This is a genomic window from Pseudomonas brassicacearum, from assembly GCF_003732175.1.
GTDB classification, from domain to species: domain Bacteria; phylum Pseudomonadota; class Gammaproteobacteria; order Pseudomonadales; family Pseudomonadaceae; genus Aquipseudomonas; species Aquipseudomonas brassicacearum_G.
Genome location: NZ_MOBI01000017.1, coordinates 71,380 through 84,062, shown reverse-complemented (window position 1 = coordinate 84,062; position 12,683 = coordinate 71,380). Strand labels below are relative to the sequence as shown.

13 protein-coding genes are annotated in these 12,683 nt (G+C 58.8%); 11 read left to right on the top strand and 2 right to left on the bottom strand.

The genetic code is table 11. The annotated features are described in order from the left end of the window. The first annotated feature begins 15 nt into the window (after positions 1-15). The 5 genes from rplU (at position 16) to BK658_RS16300 (ending at position 3,760) form a co-directional block, all read left to right on the top strand. Entirely contained in the window at positions 16-330 is a 315-nt protein-coding gene (gene rplU / locus BK658_RS16320; RefSeq protein WP_003176051.1) for a 50S ribosomal protein L21, read from the top strand. Positions 331-365: 35 nt separating this feature from the next. After that, positions 366-623, top strand: coding sequence for a 50S ribosomal protein L27 (gene rpmA / locus BK658_RS16315; protein ID WP_003176049.1), 258 nt, complete (start codon positions 366-368; stop codon positions 621-623). Positions 624-818: 195 nt separating this feature from the next. Next, on the top strand, positions 819-2,042 hold the full coding sequence (cgtA, locus tag BK658_RS16310; RefSeq protein ID WP_019691616.1) for an Obg family GTPase CgtA: 1,224 nt from the start codon (positions 819-821) through the stop codon (positions 2,040-2,042). A gap of 123 nt (positions 2,043-2,165) precedes the next feature. Beyond that, on the top strand, positions 2,166-3,284 hold the full coding sequence (gene proB, locus BK658_RS16305; protein ID WP_123583166.1) for a glutamate 5-kinase: 1,119 nt from the start codon (positions 2,166-2,168) through the stop codon (positions 3,282-3,284). Positions 3,285-3,295: 11 nt separating this feature from the next. Further along, positions 3,296-3,760, top strand: a complete 465-nt coding sequence (locus BK658_RS16300) for a CreA family protein (protein WP_123583165.1) — start codon at positions 3,296-3,298, stop codon at positions 3,758-3,760. A 182-nt stretch (positions 3,761-3,942) separates the two neighbouring features. Here BK658_RS16300 and rpsT read toward each other — a convergent pair whose 3' ends face one another. After that, positions 3,943-4,218 carry a 30S ribosomal protein S20 gene (rpsT, locus tag BK658_RS16295; RefSeq protein ID WP_123583164.1) on the bottom strand — a complete coding sequence of 92 codons (276 nt, stop codon included), beginning with the start codon at positions 4,216-4,218 and terminating at the stop codon, positions 3,943-3,945. A gap of 250 nt (positions 4,219-4,468) precedes the next feature. On the opposite strand from rpsT, the gene murJ reads away from it, so the two are divergent. The 6 genes from murJ to ispH all read left to right on the top strand — a co-directional run bounded on the left by murJ (position 4,469) and on the right by ispH (position 12,036). Further along, positions 4,469-6,007 carry a murein biosynthesis integral membrane protein MurJ gene (murJ, locus tag BK658_RS16290; RefSeq protein ID WP_123583163.1) on the top strand — a complete coding sequence of 513 codons (1,539 nt, stop codon included), beginning with the start codon at positions 4,469-4,471 and terminating at the stop codon, positions 6,005-6,007. Positions 6,008-6,136: 129 nt separating this feature from the next. After that, a complete protein-coding gene (ribF, locus tag BK658_RS16285; protein ID WP_123583162.1) occupies positions 6,137-7,075 on the top strand; it encodes a bifunctional riboflavin kinase/FAD synthetase in 939 nt (312 codons plus the stop codon). Positions 7,076-7,088: 13 nt separating this feature from the next. Further along, on the top strand, positions 7,089-9,920 hold the full coding sequence (gene ileS / locus BK658_RS16280; RefSeq protein WP_123583161.1) for an isoleucine--tRNA ligase: 2,832 nt from the start codon (positions 7,089-7,091) through the stop codon (positions 9,918-9,920). Further along, positions 9,913-10,425 carry a signal peptidase II gene (lspA, locus tag BK658_RS16275; protein ID WP_123583160.1) on the top strand — a complete coding sequence of 171 codons (513 nt, stop codon included), beginning with the start codon at positions 9,913-9,915 and terminating at the stop codon, positions 10,423-10,425. The genes ileS and lspA overlap by 8 nt, the downstream gene beginning before the upstream one ends. Positions 10,426-10,432: 7 nt before the next feature. Continuing rightward, positions 10,433-10,870: an FKBP-type peptidyl-prolyl cis-trans isomerase gene (gene fkpB, locus BK658_RS16270; protein ID WP_185019843.1), complete on the top strand. Its 438-nt coding sequence runs from the start codon at positions 10,433-10,435 to the stop codon at positions 10,868-10,870. Between the two features lie 218 nt (positions 10,871-11,088). Further along, positions 11,089-12,036 (top strand): 4-hydroxy-3-methylbut-2-enyl diphosphate reductase, encoded by a 948-nt coding sequence (gene ispH, locus BK658_RS16265; protein WP_103319409.1) that lies wholly within the window; start codon positions 11,089-11,091, stop codon positions 12,034-12,036. On the opposite strand, the gene BK658_RS16260 is transcribed toward ispH, so the two are convergent. Then, the gene (locus BK658_RS16260; RefSeq protein WP_123583158.1) at positions 12,013-12,561 is read right to left on the bottom strand and encodes a GspH/FimT family pseudopilin; all 549 of its coding nucleotides are present in this window, start codon (positions 12,559-12,561) and stop codon (positions 12,013-12,015) included. The genes ispH and BK658_RS16260 overlap by 24 nt on opposite strands. Between the last annotated feature and the right edge of the window lie 122 nt (positions 12,562-12,683).

The following is a 12,683-nucleotide window of genomic DNA, read 5'->3' as shown; positions in this document are numbered from 1 at the left end:
TATCGGAGAAATACCATGTCGTACGCAGTAATCGTTACTGGTGGCAAGCAATACAAGGTCGCCCCAGGTGAATACCTGAAGATCGAGAAACTGGAAATCGCTACCGGCGAATCCGTGACTTTTGATCGCGTTCTGTTGGTCGCCAATGGCGATGACGTGAATATCGGCGCTCCAGTTGTTGCTGGCGCTACCGTTGTGGCTGAAGTGATCTCCCAAGGTCGTCACGATAAAGTCCGCATCATCAAGTTCCGTCGTCGTAAGCACCACATGAAGCGTATGGGCCACCGCCAGTGGTACACCGAGATCAAAATCACCGGTATTCAGGCTTAATTTCAGCCTAATTCCTCACTAGGAGAATTGAACTCATGGCACACAAAAAAGCTGGTGGTAGTACCCGTAACGGTCGCGACTCAGAAGCCAAACGCCTTGGCGTGAAGATGTATGGCGGCCAGAAAATCATTCCGGGCAACATCATCGTGCGTCAGCGCGGCACCCAATTCCACGCCGGTTACGGTGTTGGCATGGGTAAAGATCATACCCTCTTCGCGAAAATCGAAGGCGTGATCAAGTTTGAAGTAAAAGGCGCGTTCAACCGCCGTTACGTGAGCGTTGTCGCGGCTTAATTGCGCGATCGCTGGAAAAGCCCTGTCTTGCGACGGGGCTTTTTCGTTTGTGGGGTGAGTCTCTTGCAAAACTGTTTGTATGGGCTGCCGGCGCTGGATTGTGCGGTCGTTGATTGAGGTCGCTGCGCTCATTTTTGCAAGAGTCTTATGTCTTAGTGTTTTTCGGCTCGTCCGTATGGCGAGAGGCGTTTTGTTATGAAGTTTGTTGATGAAGTATCGATTCGAGTAAAAGCTGGCGACGGTGGCAATGGCTGCATGAGTTTCCGTCGGGAAAAATTCATCGAAAACGGCGGTCCTAACGGCGGTGATGGTGGCGATGGCGGCTCGGTCTACATGATTGCCGACGAAAACCTCAATACCCTGGTCGACTACCGTTACACCCGGCACTTCGATGCCGAGCGTGGCGCCAACGGCGGCAGTACTGACTGCACCGGTAAAAAAGGTGAAGAGCTGGTCTTGCGGGTTCCGGTCGGCACCACGGTCATTGACTCTGCTACACAAGAAGTCATTGGCGACCTGACCAAGGCTGGTCAGCGTCTGCTGGTGGCTCATGGTGGCTGGCACGGTCTGGGTAACACCCGTTTCAAATCCAGTACCAACCGCGCGCCACGCCAGACTACGCCGGGCAAGCCGGGCGAGCAGCGTGACCTCAAGCTGGAAATGAAGGTGTTGGCTGATGTGGGCCTGCTGGGCTTGCCGAACGCCGGTAAAAGTACCTTTATCCGTTCGGTCTCGGCGGCCAAGCCGAAAGTTGCCGACTATCCGTTCACCACGCTGGTGCCAAACCTGGGCGTGGTCAGCGTCGATCGCTGGAAAAGCTTCGTCATTGCCGATATTCCGGGTCTGATCGAAGGTGCTTCCGATGGTGCGGGTCTGGGGATTCGCTTCCTCAAGCACTTGTCGCGTACTCGTCTGTTGCTGCACCTCGTCGACATGGCACCGCTGGATGACACCAGTGCTCCAGACGCAGCTGAAGTCATTGTTAGCGAGCTGACCAAGTTCAGCCCTTCGCTGGCTGAGCGTGATCGCTGGCTGGTGCTGAACAAGTGCGACCAGATCCTTGAAGAGGAGCACGAAGAACGGGTCAAGGAAATCGTTGATCGTCTGGAGTGGACTGGTCCGGTCTACGTGATCTCGGCTATTGCCAAAGAAGGCACTGAGCGCCTGACGCGCGACATCATGCGTTACCTGGAGGATCGTGCCGATCGTCTGGCTAACGACCCGGTCTACAAGGAAGAGCTGGCCGATCTCGATCAGCGTATCGAAGACGAGGCTCGTGCCCAGTTGCAGGCGTTGGATGACCAGCGTGCCCTGCGCCGTAGCGGCGTGAAGTCGGTCCATGACATTGGTGACGATGACTGGGACGAAGAAGATGTGGATGACGAAGACGGTCCGGAAATCATTTACGTGCGTGACTGATTCGTTGCAGTAAACTTAAGCGCCGCTCTATCGAGCGGCGTTTTGGTATCTGGAAATCGGTAGTCACGAATAACGTTACGGGCAGCGCTGGGTCGTGCTGTCCTCAAGCTAAGGTTGAAGATGATGCGGAGCAAGGTGACAGGTGCGCAGCGTTGGGTCGTGAAGATCGGCAGCGCTTTGCTGACGGCTGACGGCAAGGGTCTGGATCGCGCAGCAATGAGCGTCTGGGTTGAGCAGATGGTCGCGCTGCATGAGGCGGGTGTCGAGCTGGTGCTGGTGTCCTCGGGGGCGGTGGCGGCAGGTATGAGTCGCCTTGGCTGGACCGCACGACCCAGTGCGATGCACGAGTTGCAAGCGGCTGCCGCCATCGGTCAGATGGGATTGGTGCAGGCCTGGGAGTCGAGCTTCGCCGAGCATGGCCGGCACACAGCGCAGATTCTCCTGACTCACGATGACTTGTCCGATCGCAAGCGTTACCTCAACGCTCGCAGTACCTTGCGTGCGCTGGTCGAACTCAAGGTCATTCCGGTGATCAACGAGAACGATACCGTGGTCACTGACGAAATCCGTTTCGGCGATAACGACACGCTGGCGGCGCTGGTGGCCAATCTGGTCGAGGCTGACCTGTTGGTGATCCTCACCGATCGTGACGGTATGTTCGACGCCGATCCGCGCAACAATCCTGATGCCAAGCTGATTTACGAAGCTCGCGCCGATGATCCGGCGCTGGACGCGGTCGCGGGCGGCACTGGCGGTGCGTTGGGTCGTGGCGGTATGCAGACCAAATTGCGTGCGGCGCGTCTGGCAGCGCGTTCGGGGGCTCACACGATCATCGTGGGTGGGCGTCTTGAGCGTGTGCTGGATCGTTTGAAGGCGGGTGAGCGTATCGGCACCTTGCTATCGCCTGAGCGCGGCCTGCTGGCAGCGCGCAAGCAGTGGCTGGCGGGGCACTTGCAGACTCGCGGCACGCTGGTGCTGGATGAAGGGGCGGTCACGGCGTTGTCTCGGGGTAATAAAAGTCTGCTGCCGGTTGGCGTCAAGCTGGTTCAGGGTAGCTTCCGTCGCGGTGAAATGGTGGTGTGCGTGGCGCCGGACGGTCGTGAGATTGCCCGTGGTTTGGCCAACTACAGTGCGCTTGAGGCGCAAAAAATCATCGGTCAATCGTCTGAGGCGATTGTCGGTTTGCTGGGTTACATGGCGGAGCCGGAGCTGGTTCACCGCGATAACCTGATTCTGGTTTAAGGAAAACGCGAATGCGCATGGCAAAAGGATTGTTGGGGTTGCTGTTGGTGATGCCGTTGCTGGCATCGGCGGAAGAAATCGGTCAGGTATCGACCGTGTTTAAATTCGTCGGGCCGAATGACCGCATCGTCGTCGAGGCTTTTGATGATCCGAAGGTCGATGGCGTGACCTGCTATCTGTCGCGAGCCAAGACGGGCGGTGTGAAGGGTGGCCTGGGGTTGGCCGAGGATCGGTCGGAAGCGTCCATCGCTTGTCGTCAGGTCGGGCCGATCAGCTTCAAGGGTGAGCTCAAGGATGGCGAAGAGGTGTTCAAGGAGCGCACGTCGCTGGTGTTCAAGACCATGCAGGTGGTGCGTTTCCTCGACAAGAAGCGCAATACCCTGGTGTACCTGGTCTACAGCGATCGCCTGATCGAGGGCAGTCCGCAGAATGCCGTGACCGCGATTCCGATTTTGCCGTGGGCGCACAATCAGTAAATTGATACAGATCTAGTGTGGGAGCGAGCCTGCTCGCGATAGCTGCTTAACATTCAATATTTATATCGACTGTTATGTTGTCATCGCGAGCAAGCTCGCTCCCACATTTTTTGGGGTGTGCTCGCCAAATCGCAGGCAATAAAAAACCGACCCTGAGGTCGGTTTTTTAACAAGCGTGTCGCTTAGGCAGCAGCAAGGCTCAGAGCCTTGACGTGGCCATTCAGGCGGCTCTTATGGCGAGCTGCTTTGTTCTTGTGGATGATGCCTTTATCGGCCATACGGTCGATAACTGGCACGGCCAGAACGTAAGCGGCTTGCGCTTTTTCAGCGTCTTTTGCGTCGATGGCTTTAACTACATTCTTGATGTAGGTACGAACCATGGAACGCAGGCTGGCGTTGTGGCTGCGACGCTTCTCAGCCTGTTTTGCACGTTTTTTGGCGGAAGGTGTGTTGGCCACCGTCGAGCTCCTCGAAAGACTTTTTAGGAAATAGCAAACAAAATAGGCCGCGAATCATGCCGATGAGTTGAAGTCTTGTCAAGGGCGGTTGAGACGTTCCGCTAAGTGGTAGGTGAGAGCACCGGGATATTTCTTTCCGGCGTGCGACCTGTAAACTCGCGAGCTTTGGCTCTGTGCTGCTGCGGCGCGGAGTATCGCATAAGTGGGCGGTTTGTTCGCCTGCTGTTTATCGACAGGCAAAAACTCTTCAATGAACCTGCTTAAATCGTTGGCCGCCGTCAGCTCTATCACGATGCTTTCCCGGGTTCTGGGGTTCGTCCGTGACACGCTCGTCGCACGCATATTCGGCGCAGGGATGGCCACAGACGCCTTCTTTATCGCCTTCAAACTGCCCAACCTGTTGCGGCGAATCTTCGCCGAAGGGGCGTTTTCCCAGGCTTTCGTGCCGATTCTGGCGGAATACAAAAGTCAGCAGGGCGAGGAGGCGACACGAACCTTCATCGCCTATGTCTCGGGCTTGCTCACGCTGGTACTGGCGCTGGTCACGATGCTCGGGATGATCGCGGCGCCTTGGGTCATCTGGGCAACGGCCCCGGGGTTTACCAACACGCCGGAAAAATTCCAGCTGACCTCCAGCCTGTTACGAGTGACCTTTCCTTATATATTGCTGATCTCGCTGTCCTCGCTGGCCGGGGCGATCCTCAATACCTGGAACCGTTTTTCGGTGCCGGCCTTTGTGCCGACCCTGCTCAACGTCAGCATGATCGTCTTCGCGCTGTTCCTGACGCCGTACTTCGATCCGCCCGTAATGGCCCTGGGCTGGGCAGTGCTGGTCGGTGGCCTGGCGCAATTGCTCTATCAACTGCCGCACCTGAAAAAAATCGGCATGTTGGTGTTGCCGCGCCTGAATCTGCGCGATACCGGTGTCTGGCGGGTGATGAAACAGATGCTGCCGGCGATTCTCGGGGTCTCGGTCAGCCAGATTTCGCTGATCATCAACACCATCTTTGCCTCGTTTCTGGTGGCGGGCTCGGTGTCCTGGATGTATTACGCCGACCGCCTGATGGAGTTGCCATCCGGCGTTCTCGGTGTGGCGCTGGGCACGATTTTGCTGCCGACGCTGGCCAAAACCTACGCCAGCAAGGATCGCCACGAATACTCGCGCATTCTCGATTGGGGCCTGCGCCTGTGCTTCGTGCTGGTGCTGCCGTGCTCGCTGGCGCTGGGGATTCTGGCGGAGCCGTTGACCGTTTCGCTGTTCCAGTACGGTCAGTTCAGCGCATTTGATGCCTCGATGACCCAGCGTGCCCTGGTTGCCTACTCCATCGGTTTGCTCGGGATTATCGTGATTAAGGTGTTGGCGCCGGGGTTCTATGCGCAACAAAACATTCGTACGCCGGTGAAAATCGCGATTTTCACGCTGGTCGTCACTCAGTTGTTCAACCTGGCCTTGATCGGCCCGTTGAAACACGCAGGGCTGGCCTTGGCCATTAGCTTGGGTGCATGCCTCAACGCCGGTCTGTTGTTCTATCAATTGCGCAAACAAAAGATGTATCAGCCACAGCCGGGCTGGGGCCTGTTCGGGCTCAAGCTGGTGGTTGCGGTGACGGTGATGTCCGCGGTTCTGCTGGGGGTGATGCATTTCATGCCGGCCTGGGGCGAAGGCCACATGCCTGCGCGCTTCCTGCGTCTGGGGGCTTTGGTCGGTGCTGGTGTGGTGGCCTATTTCGGTATGTTGGCGTTGATGGGCTTCCGTCTGCGGGACTTCAATCGCAAGGCGTTGAACTGAAGACGCGGCATCAATAATCACGGGTCGGGCGCCAGTTTTGTCGGTTCGATCACTTTGGGTTACGGTGTTGCCTGTTGTCGGCCGCCGGGTGTGGTTATAATCGACCACTTTATGAGCAAGAAGCGCGTTATGCAGCTGGTTCGAGGCCTCCACAATTTGCGCCCCCAGCATCGGGGCTGTGTCGCCACTATTGGCAACTTTGACGGTGTTCACCGTGGTCACCAGGCTATCCTGGCCAGACTGCGTGAGCGTGCGCTCGAGTTGGGTGTACCCAGCTGCGTGGTGATTTTCGAGCCGCAGCCGCGTGAGTTTTTCGCCCCGGACACGGCTCCAGCCCGTCTGGCGCGCTTGCGCGACAAGTTGCAACTGCTGGCTGCCGAGGGGGTCGACCGGGTTCTGTGCCTGGCCTTCAATCATCGTTTGAGCAAGCTCAGCGCTGCCGAGTTCGTCGACACCATTCTGGTCGATGGTCTGGGTGTGCAGCATCTGGAGGTCGGTGACGACTTCCGTTTCGGCTGTGATCGGGTAGGGGATTTCGATTTCCTGCTACAGGCCGGGGTCGTTCAGGGGTTCACCGTCGAAGCGGCGCAGACCGTTGAACTGGACGGGTTGCGTGTCAGCAGCACCCAGGTGCGTAATGCCTTGGCCGCCGCTGATTTTACCTTGGCCGAGCGCTTGCTCGGTCATCCGTTCGGGATTGCCGGGCGGGTCCTGCACGGGCAGAAGCTGGCGCGCCAACTGGGTACACCAACCGCCAACGTGCAACTCAAACGTCGTCGTGTACCGCTGACCGGGGTTTACCTGGTGAGCGTCGAAGTCGACGGCAAGACCTGGCCGGGCGTCGCCAATATTGGTGTTCGGCCAACGGTTGAAGGTGATGGCAAAGCCCACCTTGAAGTCCATATTCTAGATTTTGCCGGCGATCTGTATGACCGGCGTTTGACGGTGGTTTTCCACCATAAGCTGCGCGAAGAGCAGCGTTTCGCCTCTCTGGAGGCGCTTAAGACGGCGATCAATGCGGATGTCGCCGCCGCCCGTGCCCTAGCCGCACCTAGCGCCAATCGCTAATGAAGAGCCTTAAATGACCGACTATAAAGCCACGCTAAACCTTCCGGACACCGCCTTCCCAATGAAGGCCGGCCTGCCTCAGCGCGAACCGCAGATTCTGCAGCGCTGGGACAGCATTGGCCTGTACCAGAAGTTGCGTGAGATTGGTAAGGATCGTCCGAAGTTCGTTCTGCACGACGGTCCTCCGTACGCCAACGGCACCATTCATATCGGTCATGCGCTCAACAAGATTCTCAAGGACATGATCATCCGCTCGAAGACCCTTTCGGGTTTCGATGCGCCTTATGTTCCGGGCTGGGACTGCCACGGTCTGCCGATCGAGCACAAAGTCGAAGTGACCCACGGCAAGAACCTCACGGCGGATAAAACCCGTGAGCTGTGCCGTGCCTACGCCACCGAGCAGATCGAAGGCCAGAAGTCCGAATTCATCCGCCTGGGTGTGCTGGGTGACTTCGCCAACCCGTACAAGACCATGGATTTCAAAAACGAGGCTGGTGAAATCCGTGCCTTGGCTGAAATCGTCAAGGGTGGTTTCGTGTTCAAGGGCCTCAAGCCTGTGAACTGGTGCTTCGACTGCGGTTCGGCCCTGGCTGAAGCCGAAGTTGAATACGAGAACAAAAAGTCCTCGACCATCGACGTTGCCTTCCCGATTGCTGACGAAGCCAAACTGGCTGCCGCATTCGGCCTGCCGTCGCTGGGTAAACCGGCTTCGATCGTGATCTGGACCACCACCCCGTGGACCATCCCGGCCAACCAGGCGCTGAACGTTCACCCCGAGTTCAACTATGCCCTGGTCGATGTCGGCGACAAACTGCTGGTACTGGCTGAAGAGCTGGTCGAGTCGTGCCTGGCTCGCTACAACCTTGAAGGTTCGGTCATCGCCACTGCCACTGGTGCGGCGCTGGAACTGATCAATTTCCGTCACCCGTTCTATGATCGCCTGTCGCCGGTTTACCTGGCCGAGTATGTTGAACTGGGTGCCGGCACTGGCGTGGTTCATTCCTCGCCGGCCTACGGCGTAGACGACTTCGTGACCTGCAAGGCTTACGGCATGGTCAACGACGACATCCTCAATCCAGTGCAAAGCAACGGCGTCTACGTGCCGTCGCTGGAGTTTTTCGGCGGCCAGTTCATCTGGAAGGCCAACCCGGCCATCGTCGACAAGCTGACGGAAGTCGGTGCGCTGCTGCACACCACTGTCATCGAACACAGCTACATGCACTGCTGGCGTCACAAGACCCCGCTGATCTACCGCGCTACCGCGCAGTGGTTCATCGGCATGGACAAAGAGCCGGCGACTGGCGACACCTTGCGCAAACGCGCGATCAAAGCCATCGAAGACACCAAATTCGTACCGGCCTGGGGCCAGGCGCGCCTGCACTCGATGATCGCCAACCGTCCGGACTGGTGCATCTCCCGTCAGCGCAACTGGGGCGTGCCGATTCCGTTCTTCCTGCACAAGGAAAGCGGCGAACTGCACCCGCGTACCGTCGAGCTGATGGAAGAGGTCGCCCAGCGCGTCGAAGTCGAAGGCATCGAAGCCTGGTTCAAGATGGACGCGGCCGAGCTGCTCGGTGACGAAGCGCCGCAGTACGACAAGATCAGCGACACCCTCGACGTCTGGTTCGATTCGGGCACCACGCACTGGCACGTCCTGCGCGGTTCGCACCCGATGGGCCATGAGAACGGTCCGCGCGCCGACCTGTACCTGGAAGGTTCCGACCAACACCGCGGCTGGTTCCACTCGTCGCTGTTGACCGGTTGCGCCATCGACAACCATGCGCCGTACCGCGAACTGCTGACCCACGGTTTCACCGTCGACGAAGCCGGCCGCAAGATGTCCAAGTCGCTGGGCAACGTGATCGCGCCGCAGAAAGTCAACGACACCCTGGGCGCCGATATCATGCGCCTGTGGGTGGCTTCGACCGATTATTCGGGTGAAATGGCGGTTTCCGACCAGATCCTGCAACGCAGTGCGGACGCCTACCGGCGGATCCGTAACACCGCGCGTTTCCTGCTTTCCAACCTGACCGGTTTCAACCCGGCCACCGACATCCTGCCGGCAGAAGAAATGCTCGCGCTGGACCGTTGGGCCGTGGACCGTACCTTGCTGCTGCAACGCGAGCTGCAAGAGCACTACGCTGAATACCGTTTCTGGAACGTCTACTCCAAGGTGCACAACTTCTGTGTGCAGGAGCTGGGTGGTTTCTACCTCGACATCATCAAGGACCGCCAGTACACCACTGGCGCCAACAGCAAGGCCCGCCGTTCGGCGCAAACCGCGCTGTTCCACATCTCTGAAGCGCTGGTGCGCTGGATCGCGCCGATCCTCGCCTTCACCGCCGACGAGTTGTGGCAGTACCTGCCGGGCGAGCGCAATGAATCGGTCATGCTCAACACCTGGTATGAAGGCCTCAGCGAGTTGCCGGAAGGCTTCGAACTGGACCGCGCCTACTGGGAGCGGATCATGGCGGTCAAGGTTGCGGTCAACAAGGAAATGGAAATCCAGCGTGCGGCCAAGGCCGTGGGCGGTAACCTGCAAGCCGAAGTGACGCTGTTTGCCGAAGAAGCGCTGAGCGCCGACCTGGCCAAGCTGAGCAACGAACTGCGCTTCGTACTGATCACCTCCACCGCCAGCATTGCACCGTTCGTGCAAGCGCCGGCCGACGCGGTTGAAACCGAAGTCAGCGGTCTGAAACTCAAAGTGGTCAAGTCGAGCTTCGCCAAGTGCGCCCGTTGCTGGCACTGCCGTGAAGACGTCGGCGTGAACCCGGAGCATCCGGAAATCTGCGGTCGTTGCGTCGACAACATCAGCGGTGCTGGCGAGGTTCGTCACTATGCCTAATGCTGCTAGCCGTTTCGGACGGCTGAGCTGGCTTTGGTTGAGCGTGCTGGTTCTGGTCATTGACCAGGCCAGCAAGTTCCACTTCGAAAGCTCGCTGACCATGTACCAGCAAATCGTGGTGATCCCTGATTACTTCAGCTGGACCCTGGCGTACAACACGGGCGCTGCATTCAGCTTCCTGGCTGACAGCTCCGGCTGGCAGCGCTGGTTGTTCGCCCTGATCGCGGTCGCGGTCAGTGCCGTGCTGGTGGTCTGGCTCAAGCGTCTGGGGCGCAACGACACCTGGCTGGCGATTGCGCTGGCACTGGTGCTCGGCGGCGCGCTGGGTAACCTGTACGACCGCATTGCCCTGGGCCATGTGATCGATTTCATTCTGGTACATTGGCAGAGCCGCTGGTATTTCCCGGCGTTCAACTTTGCCGACAGTGCCATCAGCGTTGGGGCGGTGATGCTCGCGCTGGATATGTTCAAAAGCAAGAAGACCGGAGAAGCCGTTCATGACTGAACAGGTATTGGCTGAGCAACGCATCGGCCAGAACACGGAAGTCACTTTGCACTTTGCATTGCGCCTGGAGAACGGCGACACCGTCGACAGCACCTTCGACAAAGCCCCGGCGACCTTCAAGGTCGGCGACGGTAACCTGTTGCCGGGTTTCGAAGCCGCGCTGTTTGGCTTTAAGGCAGGCGACAAGCGTAATCTGACGATTGCGCCAGAAAACGCTTTTGGTCAGCCCAACCCGCAAAACGTGCAGATCATCCCGCGTTCGCAGTTCCAGGATATGGAGCTGTCCGAAGGCCTGCTGGTGATCTTCAACGATGCGGCGAATACTGAGCTGCCCGGTGTGGTCAAGGCGTTCGATGACGCTCAGGTGACCATCGATTTCAACCACCCGCTGGCCGGCAAGACATTGACCTTTGACGTGGAAATCATCAACGTCAAAGCGCTGTAACCTGTAGGAGCGAGCTTGTGTGGCGAGGGGGCTTGCCCCCGTTGGGGGGGCGAAGCGCCCCTAAAACAAGCTCCCAGGATTTTAAATGAGCCTGAGGTGACTGGTTTACGATTGCTGCGCAATCGAACGGGGGCAAGCCCCTCGCCACAGCAAGCTCGCTCCCACAATAGTTTTTCACTGTTTTCGCTATTTCTTGCGCGCAAGACACGAGGCACAGCATGCAAATCAAACTCGCCAACCCCCGTGGCTTCTGCGCCGGCGTGGACCGGGCGATCGAAATCGTCAACCGCGCCCTGGAAGTCTTCGGGCCGCCGATCTATGTGCGCCACGAAGTGGTCCACAACAAATTCGTCGTTGAAGACCTGCGCGCACGCGGAGCGATCTTCGTTGAAGAACTGGATCAGGTGCCGGACGACGTCATCGTGATTTTCAGCGCCCATGGGGTTTCCCAGGCCGTTCGCACCGAAGCCGCAGGCCGTGGCCTGAAGGTCTTCGATGCGACCTGCCCATTGGTGACCAAAGTGCACATCGAAGTGGCGCGCTACAGCCGCGACGGTCGTGAGTGCATTCTGATCGGCCACGCCGGTCACCCGGAAGTCGAAGGCACCATGGGCCAGTACGACGCCAGCAACGGTGGTGCGATCTACCTCGTCGAAGACGAAAAGGACGTTGCCGCGCTGAACGTGCGCAATCCTGAAACACTCGCCTTCGTCACTCAGACCACCTTGTCGATGGACGACACCAGCCGTGTGATCGATGCCTTGCGCACTCGTTTCCCGGCCATTGGCGGCCCACGCAAGGACGACATCTGCTACGCCACGCAAAACCGTCAGGACGCGGTCAAGCAACTGGCTGACGAATGTGACGTGGTGCTGGTGGTCGGCAGCCCGAACAGCTCCAACTCCAACCGCTTGCGCGAGCTGGCCGAGCGCATGTCCACCCCGGCGTACCTGATCGACGGTGCCGAAGACATGCAGCGCAGCTGGTTCGATGGCGTCGAGCGTATCGGCATCACCGCCGGGGCCTCGGCACCGGAAGTGCTGGTTCGTGGTGTTATCGAGCAACTGCAGGCCTGGGGGGCTACCGGCGCCGATGAACTGGCCGGTCGCGAGGAGAACATCACCTTCTCCATGCCCAAAGAGCTACGCGTTCGCTCCCTGCTCTGATTCCTCACCTCCCGCACACAAGGCCTGCTCGGCCTTGTCGCTGCGCAGGCTGACGCGGCCGCTTCTGGACAGCACCACCTGGTGGTGACTGACCGGCTCGCGGCCCGCGCAGATGTGCAACGTCCCGGCCTGAAACGCACCGCTGGGCAACTGCGGCTCTCCCAGGCTGCCGAATCTCACAAAACTCTTCACCGGCCGATTACCCACAATCGGCACCCCGGCGCTTGTCTGGCGCTCGAGCAACAGCGGGTTGCTGCTGTCCTGATGACCCTCGCCACTAATGTCCAGAATGATTCGCCAGCCTTGAGCCCAATCGTCGTTCAAGGCGTGGATGACAAGGGTCTGATTGCGCAGGATTGCCTCGGTGCGGGCATTGCGCATGCCACTGGCAAGTGTCTGCGCCGCGGTCTCACGACGCACTGATTGCGTGTACTCGCTGAGCACCGGGCTGACCTGTTGCAGAACGATCGCTGCGATTGCCAGTCCGATAAGCAGTTCGATCAGGCCGAAACCCTTCTGATGCATGACGTCTCCTTCCCTGGAGAGGGCGCTGGTTTGTGCCATGAGTGTCAAAAGACCCCGACGGTCACCGGTTGAATGTTCTAGCTTGTTACAGCTAGGTGTAGTCGTTGGCAGCGGAGGGCAGC

Coding starts and splice junctions, on each gene's coding strand:
- rpmA (WP_003176049.1), top strand. CDS start 366: ATGGCACACAAAAAAGCTGGTGGTAGTACCCGTAACGGTCGCGACTCA.
- BK658_RS16300 (WP_123583165.1), top strand. CDS start 3,296: ATGCGCATGGCAAAAGGATTGTTGGGGTTGCTGTTGGTGATGCCGTTG.
- cgtA (WP_019691616.1), top strand. CDS start 819: ATGAAGTTTGTTGATGAAGTATCGATTCGAGTAAAAGCTGGCGACGGT.
- BK658_RS16260 (WP_123583158.1), bottom strand. CDS start 12,561: ATGCATCAGAAGGGTTTCGGCCTGATCGAACTGCTTATCGGACTGGCA.
- ribF (WP_123583162.1), top strand. CDS start 6,137: ATGCAGCTGGTTCGAGGCCTCCACAATTTGCGCCCCCAGCATCGGGGC.
- rplU (WP_003176051.1), top strand. CDS start 16: ATGTCGTACGCAGTAATCGTTACTGGTGGCAAGCAATACAAGGTCGCC.
- lspA (WP_123583160.1), top strand. CDS start 9,913: ATGCCTAATGCTGCTAGCCGTTTCGGACGGCTGAGCTGGCTTTGGTTG.
- proB (WP_123583166.1), top strand. CDS start 2,166: ATGCGGAGCAAGGTGACAGGTGCGCAGCGTTGGGTCGTGAAGATCGGC.
- ispH (WP_103319409.1), top strand. CDS start 11,089: ATGCAAATCAAACTCGCCAACCCCCGTGGCTTCTGCGCCGGCGTGGAC.
- murJ (WP_123583163.1), top strand. CDS start 4,469: ATGAACCTGCTTAAATCGTTGGCCGCCGTCAGCTCTATCACGATGCTT.
- ileS (WP_123583161.1), top strand. CDS start 7,089: ATGACCGACTATAAAGCCACGCTAAACCTTCCGGACACCGCCTTCCCA.